General features: G+C 70.3%; 18 protein-coding genes and 1 tRNA gene. 4 read left to right on the top strand and 15 right to left on the bottom strand.

The window, feature by feature from the left end; genetic code table 11:
• Positions 1 to 237: 237 nt before the first annotated feature.
• From OHS57_RS31035 to sucC, 4 genes are all read right to left on the bottom strand, one after another.
• Positions 238 to 325 (bottom strand) — tRNA-Leu (locus OHS57_RS31035).
• 153 nt (positions 326 to 478) lie between these two features.
• Positions 479 to 2,050, bottom strand: a complete 1,572-nt coding sequence (locus OHS57_RS31030; protein ID WP_328584038.1) for an aldehyde dehydrogenase family protein — start codon at positions 2,048 to 2,050, stop codon at positions 479 to 481.
• 145 nt (positions 2,051 to 2,195) lie between these two features.
• Positions 2,196 to 3,083: a succinate--CoA ligase subunit alpha gene (gene sucD, locus OHS57_RS31025; protein ID WP_328584037.1), complete on the bottom strand. Its 888-nt coding sequence runs from the start codon at positions 3,081 to 3,083 to the stop codon at positions 2,196 to 2,198.
• An 11-nt stretch (positions 3,084 to 3,094) separates the two neighbouring features.
• Complete coding sequence (gene sucC / locus OHS57_RS31020) at positions 3,095 to 4,228, bottom strand: ADP-forming succinate--CoA ligase subunit beta (protein ID WP_328584036.1); 1,134 nt, start codon at positions 4,226 to 4,228, stop codon at positions 3,095 to 3,097.
• Positions 4,229 to 4,374: 146 nt separating this feature from the next.
• Between sucC and OHS57_RS31015 the strand changes: the two genes are divergently transcribed.
• From OHS57_RS31015 to OHS57_RS31000, 4 genes are all read left to right on the top strand, one after another.
• Positions 4,375 to 6,057, top strand: a complete 1,683-nt coding sequence (locus OHS57_RS31015; RefSeq protein ID WP_041992768.1) for a thiamine pyrophosphate-binding protein — start codon at positions 4,375 to 4,377, stop codon at positions 6,055 to 6,057.
• Between the two features lie 12 nt (positions 6,058 to 6,069).
• A complete protein-coding gene (frc, locus tag OHS57_RS31010; RefSeq protein WP_328584035.1) occupies positions 6,070 to 7,326 on the top strand; it encodes a formyl-CoA transferase in 1,257 nt (418 codons plus the stop codon).
• Positions 7,326 to 9,470, top strand: coding sequence for an acetate--CoA ligase family protein (locus OHS57_RS31005; RefSeq protein WP_328584034.1), 2,145 nt, complete (start codon positions 7,326 to 7,328; stop codon positions 9,468 to 9,470). The genes frc and OHS57_RS31005 overlap by 1 nt, the downstream gene beginning before the upstream one ends.
• Before the next feature lie 69 nt (positions 9,471 to 9,539).
• A complete protein-coding gene (locus OHS57_RS31000; RefSeq protein WP_041992764.1) occupies positions 9,540 to 10,943 on the top strand; it encodes an OFA family MFS transporter in 1,404 nt (467 codons plus the stop codon).
• 91 nt (positions 10,944 to 11,034) lie between these two features.
• Here the strand turns inward: OHS57_RS31000 and OHS57_RS30995 are convergent, their stop codons facing one another.
• The 11 genes from OHS57_RS30995 to OHS57_RS30945 all read right to left on the bottom strand — a co-directional run bounded on the left by OHS57_RS30995 (position 11,035) and on the right by OHS57_RS30945 (position 25,342).
• The gene (locus OHS57_RS30995) at positions 11,035 to 12,081 is read right to left on the bottom strand and encodes a sugar phosphate isomerase/epimerase family protein (RefSeq protein WP_328584033.1); all 1,047 of its coding nucleotides are present in this window, start codon (positions 12,079 to 12,081) and stop codon (positions 11,035 to 11,037) included.
• Positions 12,082 to 12,100: 19 nt separating this feature from the next.
• A complete protein-coding gene (locus OHS57_RS30990; RefSeq protein ID WP_328584032.1) occupies positions 12,101 to 13,504 on the bottom strand; it encodes a nucleotide pyrophosphatase/phosphodiesterase family protein in 1,404 nt (467 codons plus the stop codon).
• Positions 13,501 to 14,670, bottom strand: a complete 1,170-nt coding sequence (gene eboE / locus OHS57_RS30985) for a metabolite traffic protein EboE (protein ID WP_328584031.1) — start codon at positions 14,668 to 14,670, stop codon at positions 13,501 to 13,503. Before eboE ends, OHS57_RS30990 begins: the two co-directional genes overlap by 4 nt.
• Positions 14,671 to 14,674: 4 nt before the next feature.
• Positions 14,675 to 15,523: a TatD family hydrolase gene (locus tag OHS57_RS30980; protein ID WP_041992754.1), complete on the bottom strand. Its 849-nt coding sequence runs from the start codon at positions 15,521 to 15,523 to the stop codon at positions 14,675 to 14,677.
• Positions 15,523 to 16,122 (bottom strand): EboA domain-containing protein, encoded by a 600-nt coding sequence (locus OHS57_RS30975; protein WP_328584030.1) that lies wholly within the window; start codon positions 16,120 to 16,122, stop codon positions 15,523 to 15,525. The genes OHS57_RS30980 and OHS57_RS30975 overlap by 1 nt, the downstream gene beginning before the upstream one ends.
• On the bottom strand, positions 16,119 to 16,973 hold the full coding sequence (locus tag OHS57_RS30970) for a sugar phosphate isomerase/epimerase family protein (RefSeq protein ID WP_041992748.1): 855 nt from the start codon (positions 16,971 to 16,973) through the stop codon (positions 16,119 to 16,121). The genes OHS57_RS30975 and OHS57_RS30970 overlap by 4 nt, the downstream gene beginning before the upstream one ends.
• Positions 16,970 to 17,851 carry an SCO3242 family prenyltransferase gene (locus OHS57_RS30965; protein ID WP_328584029.1) on the bottom strand — a complete coding sequence of 294 codons (882 nt, stop codon included), beginning with the start codon at positions 17,849 to 17,851 and terminating at the stop codon, positions 16,970 to 16,972. The genes OHS57_RS30970 and OHS57_RS30965 overlap by 4 nt, the downstream gene beginning before the upstream one ends.
• Positions 17,848 to 18,975: an inositol-3-phosphate synthase gene (locus tag OHS57_RS30960; RefSeq protein WP_328584028.1), complete on the bottom strand. Its 1,128-nt coding sequence runs from the start codon at positions 18,973 to 18,975 to the stop codon at positions 17,848 to 17,850. The genes OHS57_RS30965 and OHS57_RS30960 overlap by 4 nt, the downstream gene beginning before the upstream one ends.
• Positions 18,976 to 19,091: 116 nt before the next feature.
• Entirely contained in the window at positions 19,092 to 22,790 is a 3,699-nt protein-coding gene (locus OHS57_RS30955) for a ThuA domain-containing protein (protein ID WP_041992745.1), read from the bottom strand.
• A gap of 311 nt (positions 22,791 to 23,101) precedes the next feature.
• Positions 23,102 to 24,106: a sugar phosphate isomerase/epimerase family protein gene (locus tag OHS57_RS30950; RefSeq protein ID WP_041992742.1), complete on the bottom strand. Its 1,005-nt coding sequence runs from the start codon at positions 24,104 to 24,106 to the stop codon at positions 23,102 to 23,104.
• 9 nt (positions 24,107 to 24,115) lie between these two features.
• Positions 24,116 to 25,342, bottom strand: a complete 1,227-nt coding sequence (locus tag OHS57_RS30945) for a Gfo/Idh/MocA family protein (RefSeq protein WP_041992739.1) — start codon at positions 25,340 to 25,342, stop codon at positions 24,116 to 24,118.
• Between the last annotated feature and the right edge of the window lie 4 nt (positions 25,343 to 25,346).

Below are 25,346 nucleotides of genomic sequence, written 5' to 3'. Positions count from 1 at the left end.
CCCTGCGGTTCTCCAGCCCCTGAAAACGACACATGCCTGTGTGACGGCCATCAGCCGTCACACAGGCATGTCCTGTTTTCGCAGGTGGGAGGTGCAGCACCCGGGTCGCCACCGCACCAACCCCTTACTCAGCCGATCACATGACCTGAAGGCCCCAGGAACGACGAAATACCGGTGAGTCACATGACTCCACCGGTAATTCGTGAACGTATTGGGACGGTCTCGTGAACGTCCCCATGGTGTCCGAGGGGGGACTTGAACCCCCACGCCCGATAAAGGGCACTAGCACCTCAAGCTAGCGCGTCTGCCATTCCGCCACCCGGACGAGTGGTCGAACCGGAGCGTTTCCGCTGCGGCGACGTGACCAACGATACCAGGGGATCGTGGCCGGTCTCACCCGTATATCCGGTGGTCAGGAGTGGCACCGGGCGCTCCGCCGAGTGTGCCGGAGCGCCCGGTGCCCGATGTCCCGTGGCGGTCAGGGCATCTGGTGATAGTCCGGGAAGTTGCCCGGCGGCCGGCCGTTGTCCGGGCCGTCCGTCACCGCCCGTACGAGCAGGTCGCCGCCGACGAAGGCGCCGCGCCAGGAGTGGCCGAAGCCGCCGAAGAGTTCTTCGCGGTCACCGCGTGAGCGGGGTTTGCCGTGGCCGACCTTGAACGCCCGGATCTGGGGTGCCAGCCGGGCGTAGACCGCCGGGTCGTCGGTGGACAGGGTGGCCACGAGCGCGCCGTTCGACGCGTTCATCGCGGCCAGCAGCTCCGCCTCCGTGTCGACCAGGACGATGGTGTCGACCGGGCCGAAGGGTTCCGCGTGGTGCAGCGGCGACGAAGGGGGCGGTGCGAGCAGGGTGACCGGGGCCAGATAGGCGCTGGTGTCCTGGCCCGGCAGGAAGCGGCCCGCCGACAGCGTCCCCCGGTGCAGGGGTACGGCGCCGCGGTCGACGGCGTCGGCGACCTGGTCGCCGAGTTCCCTGGCCTTGGCCGCGTTGATGAGCGGGCCGAAGTCCAGTTCCGGCAGGGGGTCGTCGGGGTGTTCGACGGCGAGCGGGTGGCCGAGGCGTACGTCGCGTACGGCCGGCAGGTAGGCGGCGAGGAAGTCGGGGAACAGCGAGCGCTGCACGACGAAGCGCGGGTACGCGGTGCAGCGCTGTTTGCCGTAGTCGAAGAGCTTGGGGACGACGGCGGTCAGCGCCGGCCAGTCGGTGAAGTCCCAGATTCCCCAGGTGTTGAGTCCTTCCTGTTCGAGGACATGGCGCTTGCCGAGGTCGGCGACGGCGGTGGCGATGCCGGCGCCGGTGTCCCGGCCGCCGACGAAGGAGACACAGCCGATCTCCGGTGCGGCCACGAGCGGTTCGGACAGTTCCCTGCCGCTGCCGCTGACCAGGGTGACCGGCAGCCCTTCGCGGACGGCGAGCGCACAGGCCAGGGTCAGACAGGCCACTCCGCCGTCGGTCGGGGCTTTGGCGATGACCGCGTTGCCGGCCAGCGCCTGGACGAGCATGGCGTGGACGAGCACGGACATCGGGTAGTTCCAGCTGGCGATGTTGGAGACGGGCCCGGCGAGTGGAACGCGGCCCGCCAGCATCGGGTCGATCCCCTCGACGTACCAGCGGACGCCGTCGATCGCACGGTCGACGTCGGCCTGGGCGAGCCGCCACGGCTTGCCGATCTCCCAGACGAGGAGCAGGGCGAGCAGTTCGCGGTGTTCGGTGAGCGCGTCGAGGGTGGCGGCGACGCGCGCCGTGCGCTCCGGCAGCGGGACGTGCCGCCAGGCACGGTGCTGGTCAAGACCGGCGCGCACCGCCTGCTGGGCGGTGGGCGCGTCGATCCGGGGCGGTCCCGCGATGGGACTGCCGTCGACGGGGCTGGTCGCGGGCAGGGCGCGGCCTTCGCGCTGCCAGGTCGCCGCCCACAGGTTGCGTACGCGGTCGTCGTCGAACGCTTCGGGGGCGACGGCGAGGCAGCGCTGCCACGCGTCGGACCAGGACGTGCCTGGTTTGACCGCGAGGGCCGGGGTGGAGGTCGGGGTCGACAGGAGGGTGGGTGCCATTGAGGGTCTCCGCTCGGACTGGGCGGGAGGTGCGTGGCCCGGCAGGTGTCGGCCGGTGTGACGTGTGCGGTGCGGACCTGTCGTTCGGATCAGGCCGGACGAGGCACCAGACCCCGCGAGCCCGGCAAGATCCGAACGACAGCGCCTAGGTGCGCGCCGCCAGTTGGTCCAGGACCAGTCGGGCGGTCTCCGACGGTGTGGAGCCGACCCGTACGCCGACGGCTTCCAGCGCCCGCTTCTTGGCGTCGGCCGTGCCTGAGGATCCGGAGACGATGGCGCCCGCATGCCCCATCGTCCGGCCCTCGGGCGCGGTGAATCCGGCGATGTACCCGACGACCGGTTTGCTGACACGCTCGGCGATGTAGGCGGCGGCGCGCTCTTCGGCGTCCCCGCCTATCTCGCCTATCAGCACGATGAGTTCGGTGTCGGGGTCGCTCTCGAAGGCCGCGAGGCAGTCGATGTGGGTGGTGCCCACGACGGGGTCACCACCGATGCCGACCGCCGAGGAGAAGCCGATCTCCCGCAGCTCGTACATGAGTTGGTAGGTGAGGGTGCCGGACTTGGAAACGAGGCCGATCCTACCGGGCTTGGCCGCGATGTCCGCCGGAATGATCCCGGCGTTGGACTGGCCCGGGCTGATGAGTCCCGGGCAGTTGGGGCCGATGACGCGGGTGTGGTGGTTCCTGGCGTAGGCGTGGAAGGCGACCGCGTCGTGGACGGGGATGCCTTCGGTGATGACGACGGCGAGCGCGATGCCCGCGTCGACCGCCTCGACGACGGCGGCCTTGGCGAAGGGCGGCGGTACGAACAGGACGGTGACGTCGGCGTCCGTCGCCTCGATGCCCTCGGCGACCGAGCCGAAGACGGGCACGGCCCTGCCGTCGAAGTCGACGCTGCGGCCCGCCTTGCGCGGGTTGACGCCGCCGACCACGTCGGTGCCGGCCGCGAGCATGCGGCGGGTGTGCTTCATGCCCTCGGCGCCCGTCATGCCCTGGACGAGGACCTTGCTCTCCTTGGTCAGGAAGATGGCCATGGTGTCTCTCCTTATCGGGCGTTCGCCAGGTCGGCGGCCTGTCGGGCGGCGCCGTCCATCGTGGTGGCCTGCTGGACGAGGGGGTGCGCGCGCTCCTGGAGGATCGCCCGGCCACGGGCGGCGTTGTTGCCGTCGAGCCGTACGACGAGGGGTTTGGTCAGCCGCACCGACTCCAGGGCCTGGACGATGCCGCTCGCGACGGCGTCGCAGGCGGTGATCCCGCCGAAGACGTTGACGAAGACGGATCTGACGGCCGGGTCGGAGAGGATGACGGAGAGCCCGTCGGCCATCACCTGCGCCGACGCGCCGCCGCCGATGTCGAGGAAGTTGGCGGGCCGCGCGCCGCATCCGGCGACCACGTCGAGGGTGGACATGACCAGTCCGGCGCCGTTGCCGATGATGCCGACCTCGCCGTCGAGCTTCACGTAGTTGAGGCCCTTCGCCGCCGCCTCCGCCTCCAGCGGATCGGCGCCGGGGTCGGGTTCGGCCTCGCCCCAACGTGCCTGCCGGAAGCGGGCGTTGTCGTCGAGGGTGACCTTGCCGTCGATGGCGAGGATCCGTCCTTCGGTGGTGCGCACCAGCGGGTTGACCTCGACCAGCAGGGCGTCCTCGCGGATCAGCACCTGCCAGAGCGCCTGGAGGACGGGCGCGGTGTTGGCCGGCAGTCCGGCGGCCGATGCGATCTCGGCGGCCTTGGTGGCGGTGACGCCGACGGCCGGGTCGACAGGGATCCGGGCCACCGCGTCGGGCCGGCCGGCAGCGACCTCCTCGATCTCCATGCCGCCCTCGGCCGACGCGATGGCGAGGAAGGTCCCCGCCGCCCGGTCGAGGACGTAGCTGACGTAGAACTCGGCCTCGATGTCCACGGGTTGCGCGAGCATCACCGTGCGGACCGTGTGGCCCTTGATGTCCATCCCGAGGATCTGACGTGCGGTGAGTTCGGCCGCCGCCGGGTCGGCGGCGAGCTTCACCCCGCCCGCCTTGCCCCGGCCGCCGGTCTTCACCTGGGCCTTGACGACGACCCGGCCGCCGAGCCGTTCGGCGGCGTCACGGGCGTCGCTGGCGGCCGTCACCACCTCGGCTCCCGGTACCGGGATGCCGTGGTCCGCGAAGAGTTCCCTTGCTTCATGTTCGTACAGATCCATGCCGCTCCCTTTTGAGATAAGTGCCGCACGCCCCCTGGACACCGTCCGCCAGATGCGGGATAACAAGCTTCATACAGTATTCGTAGACTGTAGACAATATACCGGGAGCGCATTGGCGCTCACCTACGAAGGGACAGGTCTCGCTCATGCCCGACGACAGCCAGGAACTCATCTCCGGTGGTCATCTGGTCGCCAAGGCGCTGAAGGCGGAGGGTGTCGAGGTCATCTACACCCTCTGCGGCGGACACATCATCGACATCTACGACGGCTGCGTCGACGAGGGCATCGAAGTCGTCGACGTACGGCACGAACAGGTGGCCGCCCACGCGGCCGACGGCTACGCGCGGATCACCGGCAAGCCCGGCTGCGCCGTCGTCACGGCGGGTCCGGGGACGACGGACGCCGTCACCGGCGTCGCCAACGCGTTCCGCGCCGAGTCACCGATGCTGCTCATCGGCGGCCAAGGGGCCCTGAGCCAGCACAAGATGGGCTCGCTCCAGGACCTGCCGCACGTCGACATGATGACCCCGATCACCAAGTTCGCCGCGACCGTGCCCGGCACGGCGCGGGCGGCCGACATGGTCTCGATGGCCTTCCGCGAGTGCTACAACGGCGCGCCCGGGCCGTCGTTCCTGGAGATACCGCGCGACGTGCTGGACGCCAAGGTGCCGCTGTCCAGCGCCCGGATCCCGCAGGCCGGCGGCTACCGCGCGTCGACCCGCTCCCCCGGCGACCCGGCGGCGATCGAGAAGCTGGCCGATCTGCTCGTGCACGCCGAGAAGCCGGCGATCCTGCTCGGCAGCCAGGTCTGGACGACCCGGGCCACGGACTCCGCGATCGACCTGGTGCGGACGCTCAACGTGCCCGCGTACATGAACGGCGCCGGGCGCGGCACCCTGCCCCCCGGCGACCCGCACCACTTCCAGCTCTCGCGCCGCTACGCCTTCTCCAACGCCGACCTCATCATCATCGTCGGCACGCCCTTCGACTTCCGGATGGGCTACGGCAAGCGGCTCTCGCCGGACGCGACCGTCGTCCAGATCGACCTCGACTACCGCACGGTCGGCAAGAACCGCGACGTCGACCTCGGCATCGTCGGCGACGCCGGACTCGTCCTCGCTGCGGCGACCCAGGCGGCGAGCGGGCGTGTCAACGGCGGTTCCGCCAAGCGCAAGGCCTGGCTGGACGAGCTGCGGGCCGCCGAACAGAGCGCGATCGAGAAGCGGTTGCCCTCGCTGAAGTCGGACGCCTCCCCCATCCACCCGTACCGGCTGGTCAGTGAGATCAACGACTTCCTGACCGAGGACTCGATCTACATCGGCGACGGCGGCGACATCGTCACCTTCTCCGGGCAGGTCGTGCAGCCCAAGTCGCCGGGCCACTGGATGGACCCGGGCCCGCTCGGCACGCTCGGCGTCGGCGTCCCCTTCGTCCTCGCGGCGAAGAAGGCACGCCCCGACAAGGAGGTCGTCGCGCTGTTCGGCGACGGCGCGTTCTCGCTGACCGGCTGGGACTTCGAGACGCTGGTCCGCTACAACCTGCCGTTCGTCGGCATCGTCGGCAACAACTCGTCGATGAACCAGATCCGTTACGGCCAGAAGGCCAAGTACGGCGACGAACGCGAGCGGGTCGGCAACACCCTCGGCGACGTCCACTACGACAAGTTCGCCCAGATGCTGGGGGGTTACGGCGAGGAGGTACGCGACCCCGCCGACATCGCCCCCGCACTGCGGCGCGCCCGCGAGTCCGGGCTGCCGTCGCTGATCAACGTCTGGGTCGACCCCGACGCGTACGCCCCCGGAACGATGAACCAGACCATGTACAAGTAGAGGAGCCCTCACATGACCCAGGCTCTACAGGCCACGGAAACGACCAAGGCGCTGGCAGGCGTCCGCGTTCTCGACATGACCCATGTGCAGTCAGGTCCCTCCGCCACCCAGCTGCTCGCCTGGCTCGGTGCGGACGTGGTGAAGCTGGAGGCGCCGACCGGCGACATCACCCGCAAGCAGCTCCGCGACATCCCCGACGTCGACTCGCTCTACTTCACCATGCTCAACTGCAACAAGCGCTCGATCACACTCAACACCAAGACACCGCGCGGCAAGGAGATCCTGACCGAGCTGATCCGCCGCTCCGACGTGCTGGTGGAGAACTTCGGCCCCGGCGCCGTCGACCGGATGGGCTTCACCTGGGAGCGGATCCAGGAGATCAACCCGCGCATCGTCTACGCCTCCATCAAGGGCTTCGGCGAGGGCCCGTACACCAACTTCAAGGCGTACGAGGTCGTCGCGCAGGCGATGGGCGGTTCGATGACGTCGACCGGCTTCGAGGACGGTCCGCCGCTCGCGACCGGCGCGCAGATCGGCGACTCGGGCACCGGGGTGCACGCCGTCGCCGGCATCCTCGCCGCGCTCTTCCAGCGCGAGAGCACCGGGCGCGGCCAGCGGGTCAATGTCGCGATGCAGCACGCGGTGCTCAATCTGTGCCGGGTCAAACTGCGGGACCAGCAGCGGCTCGCGCACGGTCCGCTCGCCGAGTACCCCAACGAGGACTTCGGCGACGAGGTGCCCCGCAGCGGCAACGCCAGCGGCGGCGGGCAGCCGGGCTGGGCGGTCAAGTGCGCGCCCGGCGGACCCAACGACTACGTGTACGTCATCGTGCAGCCCGTCGGCTGGAAGCCCCTCACCGAGCTGATCGGCCGGCCCGAGCTGACCGAGGACGCCGACTGGGCGACCCCGGAGGCCCGGCTGCCGAAGCTCGGCAAGATGTTCCAGCTCATCGAGGAGTGGACGACCACCCTGCCCAAGTGGGCGGTGCTGGAGAAGCTCAACGCGCACAACATCCCGTGCGGCCCGATCCTCTCCACCAAGGAGATCATCGAGGACCCCTCGCTCGCGGCCAACGAGATGGTCGTCGAGGTCGCACACCCCCAGCGGGGCTCGTTCACCACGGTCGGCAGCCCGCTGAAGCTCTCCGACTCGCCGGTGGACGTGGTGAGTTCACCGCTGCTCGGCGAACACAACGAAGAGGTGTACGTCGGCGAGCTGGGTCTCGACGACGCGGAACTGCGCCTGCTCAAGACGAACGGAGTCATCTAGTGGCGGACCGTACGAAGACCGATCAGCAGGCGGTGCGCGAGGTGCTGCGGGCGGCGCTCGCGGACGGACGTACCGCACTGACCGCGCCCGAGGGCAAGGCGGTCACCGACGCCTACGGCATCCCGACCCCGGCCGAGGCGCTGGCCGAGAGCGCGGACGAGGCGGTCGCGCTCGCCGACCGGATGGGGTTCCCGGTCGCGATGAAGATCGTCTCACCGCAGATCCTGCACAAGACCGACGCGGGCGGGGTGCGGATCGGGGTGACGTCGGCCGCCGAGGTGCGGACCGTCTTCACCGAGATCGTCACCAACGCCAAGGCGTACGACGCGGACGCCCGCATCCTGGGCGTACAGGTCCAGCAGATGGTGCCGGCCGGCACCGAGGTGCTGATCGGCACGGTCACCGACCCGACCTTCGGCAAGATCGTGGCCTTCGGGCTCGGCGGTGTGCTGGTCGAGGTGCTGAAGGACGTCACGTTCCGGCTCGCGCCCGCGTCCAGGGACGACGCGCTGTCGATGCTCGACGGGATACGCGCCGCCGAGATCCTGCGCGGTGTGCGCGGCGCGCCGCCCGTCGACCGGGAGGCGCTCGCCGGCCTCGTCGTCAAGGTGTCCCAACTGGCTTCGGACTTTCCCGAGATCGCCGAGGTCGACCTCAACCCGGTGTTCGCGTCGCAGGACGGGGTGATGGCGGCGGACGTACGGATCCTGCTGGCCACCGAAGCCCCGGTGGAGCGGCGGAAGTTCGGCCGCGAGGAGATCCTCGTGTCGATGCGCAGGCTGATGAAGCCCGCCTCCGTCACGGTGATCGGCGCCTCCAACGAGCAGGGCAAGATCGGCAATTCGGTGATGCGCAATCTCATCGACGGAGGTTTTCCGGGCGAGATCCACCCGGTGAATCCCAGAGCCGATGACATTCTCGGCCGCAAGGCGTACAAGAGCGTGATGGACGTGCCAGGGGAGCCCGATGTGGCGGTCTTCGCGATCCCCGCGAAGTTCGTCCCCGCCGCGCTGGAAGAGGTCGGCCGCAAGGGCATTCCCAACGCCGTGCTGATCCCGTCCGGTTTCGCCGAGACCGGCGAGCACGAACTCCAGGCGAAGATCGTGGCGATAGCCGAGGAGTACGGCGTACGGATGCTCGGGCCGAACATCTACGGCTACTACTCCACCTGGCAGGATCTCTGCGCGACCTTCTGCACCCCGTACGACGTCAAGGGCGGCGTCGCGCTGACCTCCCAGTCGGGCGGCATCGGGATGGCGATCCTCGGGTTCGCCAGGACCACCAGGACGGGTGTGTCGGCGATCGTCGGGCTCGGCAACAAGTCGGACCTGGACGAGGACGATCTGCTGACCTGGTTCGGCGAGGACCCCAACACCAAGTGCATCGCGATGCACCTGGAGGACCTGAAGGACGGCAGGGCGTTCGTCGATGCGGCGCGGGCGACCGTGCCGAAGAAGCCGGTCGTGGTCCTCAAGGCGGGCCGCACGGCGGCCGGCGCCAGGGCGGCGGGCTCGCACACCGGCGCGCTGGCGGGTGACGACGCGGTGTACGACGACATCCTGCGCCAGGCGGGTGTGATCAGGGCGCCGGGGCTGAACGAGATGCTGGAGTACGCCAGGTCGCTGCCGGTGCTCCCCACGCCGAAGGGCGACAACGTCGTCATCATCACCGGGGCGGGCGGTTCGGGGGTGCTGCTGTCCGACGCCATCGTCGACAACGGCCTGTCCCTGATGGAGATCCCGCCGGACCTGGACGCGGCGTTCCGTGAGTTCATCCCGCCGTTCGGCGCGGCGGGCAACCCCGTGGACATCACCGGCGGCGAGCCGCCGTCCACGTACGAGAAGACCATCCGGCTGGGTCTTGAGGACCCCCGGATCCACGCGCTCGTGCTGGGCTACTGGCACACCATCGTCACTCCCCCCATGGTCTTCGCCGAACTGACGGCGCGGGTCGTGGCGGAGTTCCGGGAGCGCGGCATCGAAAAGCCCGTGGTGGCTTCCCTTGCGGGCGACACCGAGGTCGAAGAGGCGTGCGCGTACCTCTTCGAGCGCGGTGTTGTCGCCTATCCGTACACCACCGAGCGGCCCGTCGAGGCGCTGGGTGCGAAATACCGCTGGGCTCGGGCGGCGGGGCTGCTCACCTGACCCGCCTCCTCAGGAACGAAAGGTTTGGACAGGGGGCGCTGGCCAGTTCTTTCGAGACCAAGGGGAGACATGAGTACAGAGAACGAAGGGTCAGCGACCGCCGAGGCGGTCGCCTACCGGGAAGTGACGGACAGCAAGGGCCGGGTGTACCGGGTCGGTGAGAGCGACCGGCAGATCCTCGGCCACTCACGCAAGCTGATGGTGTACCTGCCGTGGCTCGCGATGATGGGCATCAGTGTTTTCGAGTACGCGTACGGTTCGGCGGAGGACGTCCTGTCGGACGCCCACGGCTGGACGCAGAGCAACACGTTCTGGATCCTCTCGGTGTGGACCTTCTTCCAGGCCGGGGTCTCGTTCCCGACCGGCTGGATGCGGGAGAAGGGCATCCTGTCGGCCCGCGCGGCGATGATGATCGGCTCGGTGCTGGCGCTGCTGGGCTTCCTGTCGATCTCCCACTTCGACAGTGTGTGGCTGGCCATCATCGGCTTCGGTGTGCTGGGCGGGGTCGGGTCCGGCTTCGTCTACTCCACCTGTATCAACATGGTGGGCAAGTGGTTCCCCGAGAAGCGCGGCGGCAAGACGGGGTTCGTCAACGGCGGCTTCGCCTACGGCGCCGTTCCGTTCATCTTCATCTTCAACTTCGCCTTCGACACCAGCAACTTCCACACGGTGCTCGACCTGATCGGGGTGTGGGTGCTGGTCGCGGTGGCGATCAGCGGCTGGTTCTTCAAGGACCCGCCGAAGAACTGGTGGCCGGACACCGTCGACCCGCTGAAGGCACGGGTCGGCAAGTCGGCGCGCAGCCTGATCAAGAACCCGCCGGCGATCAAGCAGTACCGGCCGATGGAGGCCATCAGGACCGGTCAACTGCCGCTGATATGGCTGTTGTTGGTGATCACTGCCGGTGTCTCCATCTTCGGCATCTCCTTCCAGGTGCCGTTCGCCAAGGAGGTCGGCTTCGGTCCGCTGGTGGCCGCCAACTCGGCCGGCATCCTGTCGGTGGTCAACGGGGTGGGACGCGGCGTCGTCGGCTGGCTCTCCGACCTGTGGGGCCGTAAGAACGCGCTGATCTTCGTCATCCTGGTGCTGGGGTTCTCCCAGTTCGGTGTGTTGTGGGCGGGCAACGCCAACAACGAGGTGATGTTCCTGGTGTTCGCGTTCTTCTCCGGATTCGGCGGTGGCGCGTTCTATCCGATGTTCGCCTCGATCACACCGGACTACTTCGGGGAGAACTACAACGCCACCAACTACGGCATCGCCTACAGCGGCAAGGTGATCAGCGGACTGTTCGGCGGCGGGCTCGGCTCCGAGGCGGTGGACGCCTGGGGCTACGACGGTGCCTATGTGATCGCCGGTGTGCTCTCGCTGGTCGCTGCCGGGCTGGCGCTGTTCCTGCGACATCCGGGGCTGCCGCGCGGCCGCAAGGGCGGGATCGAACCCAATCCCCAGCCGGTCAGCAGGGAGGCCGTCTGACCGGCGGCATCCTGCCCCACGGCGCGGGAAGGCGGCCCCCGGTACGGCTCATGACGAGCCGTACCGGGGGCCGCCCGGTGTGCGGGGTGGGTCAGCCCTTCTTCTTCTCGGTCAGCGCGTGCAGGTGGTCGGCCGACTTGCGGGCGAACGCGATGGAGTCGACCGGCTGGTCGTGCTCCACCTGCCAGTGGTGGTACGTGCGGCCCTTGTTGGTCTTGTTGACCTTCTGGATGAAGGTCTTGTAGTCGATGTCGCCGTCCCCGACGTCCGTCATGTCGTACCCGTCACGGGAGTCCGGGTCGTGCACGCCGTCCTTGACGTGGAACAGCGGGTAGCGGTGCGGCTGCTGCACCACGTAGTCGATCGGCTCGAACGGCCGGGGCTTGCCCTCCGGGGTGACACTGAAGCGGAACTGCCCGGTGTAGGCCCAGTAGATGTCCATCTCCAGGAAGACGAACTTCGGGTCGGTCTCCTCCAGCAGCACGTCGTAGAGGCGCACGTTCGGGTTGTCCGTCGCGAAGGCGAACTCGTCCCCGTGGTTGTGCTGGTAGAACTTCATCCCGCGGGCCCTGGCCGCTTCGCCGTAGGTGTTGAACTCCTCGGCCGCGCGCTTGTACGCGTCGACGGTGTTGCCGTAGCGCGCGGGGCTCGAAGCGGTGCCGATGTGTTCGAGACCCAGGGCCTCGGCGTCGTCGAGCACCTGCTCCAGCTTGGTCGCGAAGCTGTACCCGTCCGGGTTGCTGTCGGCGTAGTTGACATGGCTGCCGATGCCGTTGAGCCCGTAGCTCTTGGCGAGCCTGGCGAGCTGCTTCACGCTGATGTTGCCGATGCCCTGGGTGTAACCCGCGTACTCGATCTCGTCGTACCCGAAGCTCTCCAGCTCCTTGAAGACGGCGGCGAAACCGATCTCGGCGATCTTGTCGCGCAGCGAGTAGAGCTGGATGCCGAGGCGGTTCGGGGGCAGGACCGGCTGGGTCGCGCCGGCGCCCTTCCCCTGGGCCGCGCTCCCGACCGCTCCCGCGGTACCGGCCGAGAGGCCGAGCAGGGCCGCGGCGCCGGCTCCCGCCGTGACGCCGAGCATGTTGCGTCTGCTGAGGCGGTGGGAGAGCTCGGGGTCGACGGACTTCTTGCGGCTCATATGCGGAACTCCTTCGGTGTCAGTGCAGTCCTGCGAGGGTCAGCAGCAGGGACTTCACATCGGTGGCCGCGACACGGTCACCGACGGCGTGGGGGGCCGAGCACAGGATGAGCGGACCTTCTTCGTCGCTCGCCGGAAGGCGGCCGTGGCTGCCCCGGATGGGGGCGGGGTCGAGCGGTACGACGGCGAGGCGGTAGCGCATGCCCAGCTTCTTGCGGGCGATGGCCGTGGCCGCCTTGACCTTGACGTACGGGTCGAGGGGGTCCATGAACAGTTCGACGGGGTCGTAGCCCGGCTTGCGGTGGATCTCGACGAGCTGGGCGAAGTCGGGGGCCCGGTCGTCGTCGAGCCAGTAGTAGTACGTGAACCAGGCGTCCGGTTCGGCGACGGCCACCAGCTCGCCCGAGCGCGGGTGGTCGAGGCCGTAGCGCTTCTTGCCCTCGTCGTCGAGCAGTTCCTCGATCCCCGCGAGGTCCTTCAAGGCCTCGCGCGTGGCGTCCATGTCCTCCGGGCGCCGTACGTAGACGTGCGAGATCTGGTGGTCGGAGACGGCGAAGGCGCGGGAGGCCATCGGGTCGAGGTACTCCATACCGTCCTGGGTGTGCACCTCCAGCAGACCGGCCCTGCGCAGCGCCCGGTTGATGTCGACCGGGCGGGAGACCCGGGTGATGCCGTACTCGGACAGTGCGACGACGACCCGGCCCTCGGCCTTCGCGTCGTCCAGCAACGGCGCGAGCGCGGCGTCGAGTTCGGCGGCGGCCCGCAGCGAGCGCGGGTCGTCGGGCCCGAAGCGCTGGAGGTCGTAGTCGAGGTGCGGTACGTAGCACAGCGCCAGGTCGGGGGTGCGGGTGCGGATGATGTGCCGGGTCGCGTCGATGATCCACTGCGACGAGACGAGGTCGGCGCCGGGGCCCCAGAAGTGGAACAGCGGGAACGTGCCCAGTTCGGCTTCGAGTTCGTCGTGCAGCTCCGGCGGCCGGGTGTAGCAGTCGGGCTCCTTGCGGCCGTCGGCGTAGTACACCGGACGGGGCGTGACGGTGTAGTCGGTGTCTGCGCCCATCGCGTACCACCAGCACACGTTGGCGACGGTGTAGCCGGGGTGGGCGCGGCGGGCCGCGTCCCACAGCTTGTCGCCGGAGACCAGACCGTTGTGCTGGCGCCAGAGCAGCACGTCGCCGAGTTCGCGGAAGTACCAGCCGTTGCCGACGATGCCGTGCTCGGCGGGGAGGGTGCCGGTGAGGAAGGTCGACTGGGCGCTGCAGGTGACGGCGGGCAGCACCGTGGTCAGCGGGGCCTGTGAGCCGGCTCCGGCGAGCTTCTTCAAATGCGGCATGTGGTCGAGCAGTTGGGGGGTGAGTCCGACGACGTCCAGCACCAGCAGCGGGGTGGGCGAGGCCGGTGCGGTGGGCCCGGTGTCGGTCATGGCAGCTCCTTCAGGCCGAGGTCGACCAGCAGGTCGCGGGCCAGGGTGAGTTCGGCGGCGATGCCGTCGGCGAGCTGCCCGCGGCTGCGGGGGCGCAGTTCGGCCGGCAGCGCCTGCCAGGTGTAGGTCTCGACCTCAAGGTGGCGGGTGCGCGGTTCGGCGACGCCGACGAGGCGGGCGAGGGTGTCCTGGAGCACCGGCAGGGTCGAGGTGAGCGGTGGCGCGGGCGGTGCGTGCAGCGGGACGTGGAAGTGCGAGCGCCAGGGCGCGCCGTCCGGGAGTGTGCCGCCGCCCAGCGCCTCGTCCAGGTCGTCGGTGCCGCGCAGTCCCGCCGCCGTGCGGGTGCGGGTCTGGTGCAGGAAGCGGGGTTCGGCGAAGGCGCCGAGGGCTTCGCGCACCTCGGGCAGATGCGGGTCTTCGGCGTGCAGGGCGGCGGAGAGCTGCGCCTTGGGGATGACGATGTGCGCGGCTTCCAGTGCGGCGAGCGCGGTCGCCGGGTCCTCGAAGGAGGTGGCGAGGTGGCAGGTGTCGACGCAGATGCCGATCCGGTCGCTCGCGATGTCGGTGAGCGGGCCGATCGCGTCGCCCGTGGTCTCGACGGTGCAGCCGGGTTCGGGCTCCAGCGCGATCCTGATGGATTTGCCGGTCAGTTCCTCCAGCGCGTCGAGCCGTTCGGACAGGGTGCGCAGCGCGGTCCGCGCGGTGTCGGCGGCTGCCTCGTCGAAGGTGGTGCGCCAGGCGAGCGGCAGGGTGGAGACGGAGCCCTCGGTGACGTCGTCGGGCAGCAGGGCCGCCAGCAGCCGGGCCAGGTCGCTGGTGTGCGAGAGCCGTTCGGGATCGGCCCAGTCGGGCTTGTAGACCCGGTACTTGACCTCCTCGGCGCCGAATCCCTCGTAGGGGAATCCGTTGAGGGTGACGACTTCGAGGCCGCGCCGGTCCAGTTCGGCCCGCAGGCCGCGCAGTTGGGCCGGGTCGTTGATCAGGGCCTGGGCCGCGCCCTTGGCGAGCCACAGTCCGATGCCGAGCCGGTCGCGGCCGAGCCGCTTGCGTACCGGCTCGCAGTGGTCGCGCAGTTGGCCGAGCACGCCTTCCAGGTTCTCGGCGGGGTGCACGTTGGTGCAGTAGGAGAGATGGACGGTGGAGCCGTCGGGGTGGCGGAAGCGCATGGGCTCACTCCCCGCCGCGGAGAATGGAGTTGCCCTCGTGCAGGGCCTCCGGGGCGGGCACGTCCAGCTGGAGTCTGCCGCTGAGTCCGTAGAACGCGACGGGGTTGCGCCAAAGCACCTGGTCGACGTCGTCCTCGGTGAAGCCGGCGGCGAGCATCGCGTCGGCGACCTTGCGGGTCTTGAGCGGGTCGCTCTTGCCCCAGTCGGCAGCGGAGTTGACCAGGACCTTCTCCGTGCCGTGCGCCTTGAGCACGGCGACCATCCGGTCCTCGTCCATCTTGGTGTCGGGATAGATGGAGAAGCCGAGCCAGCTGCCGCTCTCGGCGGCGTCCTTGACGGTCGTCTCGTTGAGGTGGTCGAGCAGCACCCGGTCGGGGGCGAGGACGGACTCCCGGATCACGTCGACGGTGCGGCGCAGACCGGCGAGCTTGTCCCGGTGCGGGGTGTGCACGAGCGCCGGCAGCCCGTGGTCGGCAGCCAGCTGCAACTGCGCGGCGAGCGCCAGGTCTTCGGCCGGGGTCATCGAGTCGTAGCCCAGCTCGCCGACGGCGACGACGCCGTCCTTGACGAGATAGCGGGGCAGCTCCTCCAGGACGGGCAGACAGCGCGGGTCGTTGGCCTCTTTGGGGTTGAGACCGAGGGTGCAGTGGTGGGCGATGCCGTACTGCGCGGCGCGGAACGGCTCCCAGCCGAGCAGCGCGTCGAAGTAGTCGTAGAAGCTGGCGGGTGAGGTACGGGGCTGGCCGAGCCAGAAGGACGGCTCGACCAGGGCGCGGACACCGGAGGCGTACATCGCCTGGTAGTCGTCCGTGGTGCGGGAGGTCATGTGGATGTGGGGGTCGAAGATGCGCATCAGGACTCCAGTCCCGTCAGGGTCAGTACGCGGTGCAGGTCTGCCGGTACCTCCCGGCCGGCCGCTGTGCGCTCGGCGGCGAAGTCGCCCAGCATCCTGGCCAGTTCGGCGTCCCCTGCGGCCCGTTCGACGAGTCGGTCGACGGCGTCGACGGGGACTCCGGTGAACAGGCACTTGAGGATGGCGTGCCGCCAGCCGTGGGCGTCGAGGTGCGCCGCCGCGTACGGTCCGACGGCCGCTGCGACGAGCCGGGTGTCGTTGGTGCGCAGGGCGTCCTCGGTGAGCGGCAGCGCGTCGGGTCCTGGCACGCGGTAGGGCAGGGAGAGCAGGACGGCGCGCCGCTCGGCCGCGTTGCCCTGGTGGTAGAGCCTGTTCAGGGTGTCGACTCCCGCGCCGGCCCGCTGGAGCAGCAGGGTACGTACGTCGTCGGCGTTGTCCTGGCCGCAGTGCCGGCCGGCGGCGGCGAAGCGCAGCTCCCAGGGGGCGAAGGCAACGTTGTCGGGGGCGGCCTCCGCTTCGGTGAGCGCGCCGTCGAGCCAGGCGCGCGCGTCCGGGCCGAGCCGGGCGGCCAGCGTGTCGCGGGTGAGGGGCGGGGTCATGCCGGTACTCCCTTCGTGACGATGCCGCGCAGGAACTCCAGGGAGGTGCGGGCCATTTCGGGTCCCGCGTGGGAGTGCCGCGGCAGCTCCACGACGGTCAGCCCCTGGTAGTCGGCCTCCGCGAGCGCTTCGAGCAGCGGCGGGAAGTCCATCTCGCCGTCGCCGAACGGCAGATGCTCGTGCACACCGCGCCGCATGTCCTCGATCTGCACATGCCGCAGCCAGGGCGCGGCGGCGCGCACGCAGTCGGCGGGCGGCAGCGGCTCCAGGCACTGGCAGTGGCCCAGGTCGAGGGTGAGGCCGAGCAGTCCGGGATCGCCGAGTCTGCGCCGGAGTTCGTGGAACCCCGCGAGGTCGCCGACGAGATGCCCCGGCTCCGGCTCGACGGCGAGCGGGACCCCCGCCGCCTCGGCGGCCGCCAGCACCGGCGCCATGGTCTCTTCGAGACGTTCGAAGGCGGTGTCCGTGCCGGTGCCCGGCGGGGTGATCCCGCTGAAGCAGTGCACGGCGTGCGCGCCGAGGTCGGCCGCCACCCGCACGGCCGTGACCAGCAGCCCGACCCGGGCGGCGCGTCCCTCGGGGTCCGGGTCCAGCAGGGAGGGGCCGTGTTTGCGGCGCGGGTCGAGCACGTAGCGGGCGCCGGTCTCGACGGTGACGCCGAGCCCCAGTTCGCCGAGTCTGCGCCCGACCTGCCGGGTGCGGGCCGCGAGGTCGTCGGCGAGCGGGTCGAGGTGCATGTGGTCGAGGGTCAGCCCGACCCCTTCGTACCCGAGGTCGGCGAGCAGCCCGAGGGCGTCGTCGAGCCGCAGGTCGGTGAGTCCGTTGGTGCCGTATCCGAGGCGCAGGCTCATGTGACGCTCACCTTCCGGCCGAAGACGCGGGCGAGCGGTACGAGCCCCATGACGGCGAGGGCGCTGCCGAGGGCGCCGCCGCGCGCTGCGAGGGCGGCCTGGAGCGGGATCATGGCCCGGATGCCGCCGCCGACCGCGCGCTGGGTGAGCGGCGGTGACGGGTTGAGGACGGCGTGCGCGAGGGGCCTGGCCGCGGTCGCGACATAGGCGGCGCCCAGCGCGGGCGTCGTCCTGCCCGCCGGGGTCGGCGCCGGCCGGCGGGCCACCGTGGCACCGAGGGCCACGGTCGCGGCGAGCGCGGCGAGCGGCGCCGCCGCCGAGCCGCCCTGCGCCTCGTGCCGGGAGACGGTCGTGACGGCGACGGTGTGCGCGCCGAGCAGCGCCGCTGACGGCAGGCTCCGGGCGGCCGCGGATCCGCCGCCGCCCCGGGCCGCCGCCGTGGCGACGGCGCCGAGCACCAGGTCGAGTGAGCGGGCGGCGCCCATGGCGACGGGGCCCGCCACCGTGTGCTTCAGCCGCAGGTCGTACGCCCAGACCGTGGCGGCGAGCGCGGAGGACACCGCCAGTGAGGCGCGCCCCGCGCGGGCGGACAGCGCGAGGCCCGCCGCCGTCAGGGCCCCGGCCGCCGTCAGGGCGGCGGCCGGGGAGATACGGCCCGACGGGATGGGCCGGTGCGGACGCTCGATCGCGTCCTCCTCGCGGTCCGCCCAGTCGTTGAGCGCCATGCCCGCCTCGTACAGACACAGCGCGGCGCCGACCGAGAGCGCCGTGCCGCGGTTCGGCCGCAGGCCGGTCGCCGCCGCGCCGGCCAGGGCGTCGCCCGGGACGGTGAACAGGGCGGAGACCCGCAGCAGTTCGGCCCAGGCGCGCAGGCTCACCTGGTCTCCTTCAGCCGGTCGGCGAAGGCCAGCAGTATCTCGAACTGCTCGGAGAGACCGGCGGGGCCGGAGTCCGGGTCCTTGAAGTAGAAGCCCAGCTCGGGCAGGGGTCCGCTGAGGCCCAGCTCGTGGGCGCGGGCGACCAGCCGGGCCAGGTCGAGGACCAGCGGAGCGGCGAGCGCCGAGTCGCAGCCCTGCCAGATGGTCTGGAGGATCATCCGCGAGCCGAGGAAGCCGTCGAAGGCGATGTGGTCCCAGGCGGTCTTCCAGTCGCCGAGCGCGGGGACGTCGTCGATGTGCACCTCGCCCTCGGGGGCCGCGCCCAGGGTGTCGGCGAGCACCCGCTCCTTGCCGGCGTTCTTGGCGGCTGCCGCCGCCGGGTCGGCCAGCGCCGCCCCGTCCCCGCCGCCCAGCAGATTGGTGCCCGACCAGGCCCGTACCGTCAGGGCGCGCTGGACGAACATCGGGGCGAGCACGGCACGGAGCAGCGTCTGGCCTGTCTTGCCGTCGCGGCCGGCGTGGGGAAGCCCGCCTGCCGAAGCGGCGTCGGTGAGGGCGGCGGTGCGCAGCCCGGTGGACGGGGTGAAGTTGACGTAGCCGCAGCCGGCCCGGACGGCCGCCGCCGCGTACAGCGAACTGGCGGGCAGCCGTGGGTCGTCGGGGCCCGGCTGGGGTTCGGTGGACGAGACGTTGACGACGACGACCCGGGCGACGCCGGTGCGGCGCCGGAAGCCGGCGATGTCCTCGGCGAAGGCGGCGATCAGCTCGTCGTCGTCGCGGGTGTCGCCGGCCTGCGGACCGCCGGGGCGTATCTCCTCGTCGGCGGCGGCGAGTTCGGCCCCGACCGCGGCGGGCAGGCCGTGCGGCAGGACGCCGGCGGCGGTCAGCTCCTCGGCGCGCTTGGGCAGCGGGCAGCTGGCCGTGTCGTGTCCGCCGAAGACGAGGGTGGACAGGGCGGGGAGGCCGGCTGCCGCGAACGGCGGGGTCTCGGTGACCATGCCGGTCGGCGGGTGGAGCCCGGCGGTGACCGCCGCGCATCCCGCGACGGCGGTCGTGGCGACGGAGCCGCGCGCTCCGACGAACCAGACTCCGGTACGTGCTGCAGTCGATTCGGTGATGGTCACGGGCTGCCTCCCTGCCGTTGATGTGCCTGTCGTGCTGTGGTTGTTGGTGGGCGGCGGGCGGGGGGTACGGCGCCTCCCCGCCCGCCGCCGGCTAGCGGCTGCCCGTCCTGGATTTCCTAGGAGGGCAGTTCCCTGAGCTGGATGTTCCGGAAGGCGGCCTGGTCGTCGGCACCGTGGTTCTGGATGCCGAGGTAGCCGTCCTTCAGGCTCCGCGCAGGGTCGGTGTTGGTGAAGTCGTTGATCTTCACTCCGTTGAGGAAGACCTGCAGACGCTCACCCTGGACCTTGATCTCGTAGCTGTTCCACTGGCCGGGCGGCCGCAGCACCCGGTCTCTGGCCTTGATGTCGGCCGCCTTGAAGGTGTAGATCGAGCCGGTGGTGCGGTCCGGCGCGTCGGTCGCGTCGATCTGCACCTCGTACCCGTTGTCCACCGCCGACCAGGGGTCGTCGGACTCGGGGAAGCCCACGAACACACCGGAGTTGTCGTCCCCGTCGAGCTTCCAGTCGAGCTTCAGCGAGTAGGAGCCGAGCTGCTTGGGCTGGTACCAGAGCATGCCCAGGCCGCCCTCGCTGCGCAGTTCACCGTCGGCGATGTTGAACTTGCCGGGGCCCGCCTGCTTCCAGCCCTCCAGTGTCTGCCCGTTGAAGATGGTCCGGTAACCCGTCTTCGGCGCGCAGTCGGCCTTGACCTGTCCTGCCGCGTACCGCAGTCCGCCGAGCAGGTGCTGACGGAAGTCGGGGTCGGCGTAGGACTCCTTGGTGTGGCCGAGTCCGGTGTAGAAGGACCGGCCGCCCTCGTAGGACTGGCACCAGGCGATCGGGTGGTCGCCGCGCATCGTGCCGCCCTGGTACGTGGTTTCGTCGAGGGTGGCCAGCACGCGGACCTTGGAGCGCGGGTTGGTGCGGTAGTTGTACAGCTCGTCGGTGTGCGCCCAGGTGTCACCGAAGTGCGCGGTGGCCGGGTTGGTGTGGTCCTCGACGCGTACCGTGGCCGGCTGGATCTGCGGGTGGCCCTGGAAGTAGGCGCCGACCAGGCCGCCGTAGAACGGCCAGTCGTACTCGGTGTCGGCCGCCGCGTGGACGCCGAGATAGCCGCCGCCGGTGGAGATGAAGTTCTCGAAGGCGGCCTGCTGGGCCCCGTCGAGCACGTCGCCGGTGGTGGACATGAAGACCACCGCGTCGTAGCGGGCGAGGTTGTTGGTGGTGAACTGGGCCGCGGTCTCGGTGGTGTCGACCGTGATGTTGTTGTCCTTGCCCAGTTCCTTCAGGGCCGCGATGCCCTCGGGGATCGCGTCGTGCCGGAAGCCGCCGGTCTTGGAGAAGACCAGCACCCGCTTCTGGATCTTGCCGGGCGCCTGGTCGCTGATCTGGAAGTCGTCCAGGTCGTAGAGCGCGCCCGTGCCGCCCTTGAAGACGAGGAACAGTTCCGTGGACTTCTTCGGTACGGCCCGCAGCGGGACGTCGACGTCCTGGAAGGTGTCCCAGCTGCCGGTGACCGGGATGGGGGCCGAGCCGAGCAGGTTGCCGTCGGGCGATCCGGTGCGCACTTCGAGGAAGCCGCCGGCGCCGGCGGAGGAGATCCGCGCGGTCAGTGTCTTCGAGCCGGTCAGGTTGTACGGCGCGAACGAGATCCAGTCGTCGTTGTCGATGTCGCCGACCGTCTTGCCGCCGTTGGCGCTCGTCTTGGCCGGGGTGCTGATCCCGGACGAGTTCGTGAAGTGCTCGGCCTGCCGGTGACGGGGCTGGAGCTGCGCCTCGTCGTGGCTGGTGAGTGCCGCCTGGCCGCCGCCTCCGCCGTCGGTGTACTCGGCGTCGATCACACCGAAGATGTTGGCGTTGGGATCGTGGTCGGCGTCCGCGGGCGCCGTGATGGTGCCTTCGCAGCCGTTGGCCGAGGTGATCGGATGGCCGTGGTTGTCATGGCCGAGGATGTAGCGGACGGTGACCTTGGCGCAGTCGATCGCCGTGCCGTCCTCGGGGTCGGTGACGGTGACCTTGAAGGGGATCGCGTCGCCGAAGCTGAACAGCGCTCCGTCGGCCGGTAGTTGCAGGGTCACCTTGGGCGCGGTGTTGCCGACGACCACCCGTACGGACGCGGTGCCGGTGTGGCCTGCCGGGTCGGTCGCGGTGAGGGTCGCGGTGTAGGTGCCGTTCTTCTTGTACGGGTGGGCCGGGTTCGGCTCGGTCGAGGTGGTTCCGTCGCCGAAGTCCCACGCGTAGGTCAGCTCGTCGCCGTCCGGGTCCTGGGTACCGGCGGAGGAGAAGTTGACCCGCAGGGTCGCGGTGCCCGAGGTCTTGTTGGCCGAGGCGACCGCGACAGGGGAACGTCCGCCGGTGATGTTCTCGATGCGGTAGACGGCGGAGTTGTCGTCGCCGCCGAACCAGGAGAGCCCGTAGTCGAGTACGTAGAGCGCGCCGTCGGGGCCGAACTCCATGTCCATGACCTGGGTACCGGTCCACGGGAAGTCGTTGATCTTGGAGACCGTACCGTCGGCGCCCTGCTCGATCCGCTTGATCCACTGCCGGCCGAACTCACCGGCGAAGAAGTCGCCGTCGTACTCCTCGGGGAACTTCACCGCGGAGTCGGATTCGGCGTCGTAGCGGTAGACGGGTCCGCCCATCGGGGACTCGGAGCCGCTGCCGAACTCCGGGACGCTGCCGCCGTCGTAGGGGATCCAGGCCGCCTGGGCCGGCGGCAGGTCGGTGAGACCCGTGTTGTGCGGCGAGGTGTTCTTCGGCGCTGCGCAGTCGAAGGCGGCGCCCGACGTCCCGGTCGCGAAGTCGTAGTCCAGATACGGGTCGTTGTTGCCCGTGCAGTACGGCCAGCCGAAGTTGCCCGCCTCGGTGATCCGGGCGAACTCGACCTGGCCGCCGGGACCGCGGGTCGGCGAGGCCGCCCCCGCGTCGGGGCCGTAGTCGCCCACGTAGACGACGCCGGTCTTCTTGTCGACCGACAGCCGGAACGGGTTGCGGAAGCCCATCGCGTAGATCTCGGGGCGGGTCTTGTCCGTGCCGGGAGCGAAGAGGTTGCCCTCGGGGATCGTGTACGAGCCGTCGTCGGCGACCTTGACGCGCAGCACCTTGCCGCGCAGGTCGTTGGAGTTTCCGGCGCTCCGCCGCGCGTCGAACGCCGGGTTGCGGTCCGGGCGTTCGTCGATGGGCGTGTAGCCGTCGGAGGCGAAGGGGTTGGTGTCGTCGCCGGTCGACAGGTACAGGTTTCCTTCGCCGTCGAACGCGATGTCGCCGCCGACGTGGCAGCAGGTTCCGCGTGACGTCGCGACGTCGAGGACCTTCTTCTCGCTCGCCTTGTCGAGGGTGCCGTCCGCGTTCAGTGTGAAGCGCGAGAGGCGGTTGTACCCGTCGAAGGGTGCGAAGTCGGCGGCGGTGCCGTTCTCGGGGGCGTCGCCGTCGGGGGTGTTCAGCTTGGGCGCGTAGTACAGGTAGATCGCGCGGTTCTGCGCGAAGCCGGGGTCGACGCCGACGCCCTGCAGACCTTCCTCGTCGTGGCTGTAGACCTCCAGCGTGCCGGCGACCTTGGTGGTGCCCGCCGCGTCGGTGATCCGCAGTGTGCCGTCACGCGAGGTGTGCAGCACCTGCCGGTCCGGCAGGACCGCGAGCGACATCGGCTCGCCCACCTCGTCGGCGCCCTTCGCGAGGGTCACCTGCTGGAAGCTGGGGTCGGCGGCCGGCTCTTCCTCGTGGCGGGTGGTCGGGTCCGCCGCGACGGCGGGGACGGCGCTGAGGCTGCCGACGGCGAGCAGCGCGCCGGTGAGCAGTGCGAGGAGTGGTCTGGCTCTGAGACGTTTTCTGTGCACGAAAGTCCTCCAGAAGTGGGCTGTTCGTACCTGCGGGTCACCGAGGAGCGCGAGGCGCTCTCTTGGCACCGGCGTGCGCCGTCACACCGGGGACCATCTGTGTACCGGGGACCATCTGTGTCCTGTACACCTCAGGGACGGTAGCCGGGTTCGTCCGGGACGGAAAGACCTTGCGCAGAGGTGAAGTTGCACTTTTTCCCGCATCAGGACAAAGAGAGTCGCGGGCATGCCGGACCGCCCGGCGGCGGTGTGCACCACCGGGCTGTCCGTGCGGGCGCGGCCGGGGAGGCCCGGCCCGGGCCTGCCTGTTCCTACTCGCCGCCGCCGAAGGCGGCGTCGAAGGACGCGGTGGGCGGGTCGAAGTCGAAGCGCTTCAGGTCCCTGAGCGCCTCGGGTGCCCCGGCCAGCCGGTCCATGCCCGCGTCCTCCCACTCGACGGAGACGGGGCCCTCGTAGCCGATCGACCGCAGCATCCGGAAGACGTCCTCCCACGGCACGTCCCCGTGCCCGGCGGAGACGAAGTCCCAGCCGCGCCTGGGATCGCCCCAGGGCAGGTGCGAGCCGAGCCGGCCGTTGCGGCCGTCGAGCCGCTTACGGGCCTCCTTGCAGTCCACGTGGTAGATCCGGTCCCGGAAGTCGTAGAGGAAGTTGACCGGGTCCAGGTCCTGCCACACGAAGTGGCTCGGGTCGAAGTTCAGCCCGAACGCGGGCCGGTGGTCGACCGCTTCGAGCGCCTGCTTGGTGGTCCAGTAGTCGTACGCGATCTCGCTCGGGTGCACCTCGTGGGCGAAGCGCACCCCCTCGGCGTCGAAGACGTCCAGGATCGGGTTCCAGCGCTCGGCGAAGTCCTCGTAACCCCGCTCGATCATCCCGGCCGGCACCGGCGGGAACATCGCCACCAGATGCCAGATGGAGGATCCGGTGAAGCCGATGACCGTGTTGACGCCGAAGGCCGCCGCGGCCCGCGCGGTGTCCTTGATCTCGGCGGCGGCGCGCTGCCTGACGCCCTCGGGCTCCCCGTCGCCCCAGATACGGCCGGGCAGGATGCCCTGGTGGCGCTCGTCGATGATGCTGTCGCAGACCGCCTGGCCCACCAGGTGGTTGGAGATCGCCCAGCACTTGAGCCCGTACTTGTCGAGCAGTTGGTGGCGGCTGTCCAGGTATCCCGGGTCGGCCAGGGCCTTGTCGACCTCGAAGTGGTCACCCCAGGTGGCGAGTTCCAGGCCGTCGTAACCGAAGTCACGGGCGAGCCTGCAGACCTCTTCCAGGGGCAGATCGGCCCACTGGCCGGTGAACAGTGTGAACGGACGTGGCATTCGGACCTCCTAGGCGGGTGTCCCCGGCGGGGGCGGCACGGGTGTGTAGACGGCGTTCTTCGCCGCGCTCTCCTCGACGGCTGCGAGCACCCGCTGGACCTGCAGTCCGTCGGCGAACGACGGCACGGGGTCGGTTCCGGCGGCGATGGCCTCGACCAGATCGCGGGCCTGGTGGATGAAGGTGTGCTCGTAGCCGAGGGCGTGGCCCGGCGGCCACCACGCCTCCAGGTACGGGTGTTCCGGCTCGGTGACCAGGATCCGGCGGAAGCCGGACGAGGGCGCCGGTTCGGTGTGGTCGTGGAACTGCAGCTCGTTCAGCCGCTCCAGGTCGAAGGCGAGCGAACCGCGCTCGCCGTTGATCTCCAGCTTCAGCGCGTTCTTGCGGCCCGAGGCGAACCGGGTCGCCTCGAACGAGGCCAGCGCGCCCGAGGCGAGCCGGCCGGTGAACACGGCGGCGTCGTCCACGGTCACCGGACCGTGCTCGGCACCGCCCGACGCCGAGAGACCTGCCGAGGCCCCCGCCAGCACCGGACGCTCCTTGACGAAGGTCTCCGACAGCGCGGAGACCCCCGCCAGCGGCTCGCCCGTCAGGAACTGGGCGAGGTCGATGATGTGCGCCCCCAGGTCACCGAGCGCCCCGGACCCGGCGTGCTCCTGCTGGAGCCGCCAGGTGAGCGGGAACTCCGGGTCGACCAGCCAGTCCTGGAGATAGGTGACACGCAGATGCCGCAGTGTGCCCAGCCTGCCCTCGGCGATGAGCCGACGGGCGTACGCGACAGCCGGCACCCGGCGGTAGTTGAACCCCACCATCGCCAGCTGTCCGCGCGACCTGGCCGCCTCGGCGGCCCTGACCATCTCCTCCGCCTCGGCGACCGAGTTGGCGAGCGGCTTCTCGCACAACACGTGCTTGCCCGCCTCCAGCGCGGCGATGGCGATCTCCGCGTGGCTGTCCCCCGGTGTGCAGATGTCGACCAACTGCACATCGTCCCGGGCGATGAGGTCCCGCCAGTTCGTCTCGGCGGCGGCCCAGCCGTGTTTGGCCGCCGCCGCGCGCACGGAGTCGGCGTCACGTCCGCAGATCGCGGCGAGCGCCGGCCGCATCGGCAGGTCGAAGACGTGTCCTGCGGTGCGCCACCCCTGTGAGTGGGCGGCGCCCATGAACGCGTATCCGACCATGCCGACACCGAGTGTCGGCGGCGCACCGGCCTCTTTCTCCGACGCTTCCCTGGGGGTCATACGG

Source organism: Streptomyces sp. NBC_00370 (assembly GCF_036084755.1).
Classification (GTDB): Bacteria; Actinomycetota; Actinomycetes; order Streptomycetales; family Streptomycetaceae; genus Streptomyces.
Note: the sequence above shows the minus strand (reverse complement) of the source record. Positions and strands in the feature narration are given on the sequence as shown.

Bases quoted from the DNA above. Each gene is read 5' to 3' on its own strand.
- OHS57_RS31030 (WP_328584038.1), bottom strand. From the start codon at position 2,050: ATGGCACCCACCCTCCTGTCGACCCCGACCTCCACCCCGGCCCTCGCG.
- sucD (WP_328584037.1), bottom strand. From the start codon at position 3,083: ATGGCCATCTTCCTGACCAAGGAGAGCAAGGTCCTCGTCCAGGGCATG.
- sucC (WP_328584036.1), bottom strand. From the start codon at position 4,228: ATGGATCTGTACGAACATGAAGCAAGGGAACTCTTCGCGGACCACGGC.
- OHS57_RS31015 (WP_041992768.1), top strand. From the start codon at position 4,375: ATGCCCGACGACAGCCAGGAACTCATCTCCGGTGGTCATCTGGTCGCC.
- frc (WP_328584035.1), top strand. From the start codon at position 6,070: ATGACCCAGGCTCTACAGGCCACGGAAACGACCAAGGCGCTGGCAGGC.
- OHS57_RS31000 (WP_041992764.1), top strand. From the start codon at position 9,540: ATGAGTACAGAGAACGAAGGGTCAGCGACCGCCGAGGCGGTCGCCTAC.
- OHS57_RS30995 (WP_328584033.1), bottom strand. From the start codon at position 12,081: ATGAGCCGCAAGAAGTCCGTCGACCCCGAGCTCTCCCACCGCCTCAGC.
- OHS57_RS30990 (WP_328584032.1), bottom strand. From the start codon at position 13,504: ATGACCGACACCGGGCCCACCGCACCGGCCTCGCCCACCCCGCTGCTG.
- eboE (WP_328584031.1), bottom strand. From the start codon at position 14,670: ATGCGCTTCCGCCACCCCGACGGCTCCACCGTCCATCTCTCCTACTGC.
- OHS57_RS30980 (WP_041992754.1), bottom strand. From the start codon at position 15,523: ATGCGCATCTTCGACCCCCACATCCACATGACCTCCCGCACCACGGAC.
- OHS57_RS30975 (WP_328584030.1), bottom strand. From the start codon at position 16,122: ATGACCCCGCCCCTCACCCGCGACACGCTGGCCGCCCGGCTCGGCCCG.
- OHS57_RS30970 (WP_041992748.1), bottom strand. From the start codon at position 16,973: ATGAGCCTGCGCCTCGGATACGGCACCAACGGACTCACCGACCTGCGG.
- OHS57_RS30950 (WP_041992742.1), bottom strand. From the start codon at position 24,106: ATGCCACGTCCGTTCACACTGTTCACCGGCCAGTGGGCCGATCTGCCC.
- OHS57_RS30945 (WP_041992739.1), bottom strand. From the start codon at position 25,342: ATGACCCCCAGGGAAGCGTCGGAGAAAGAGGCCGGTGCGCCGCCGACA.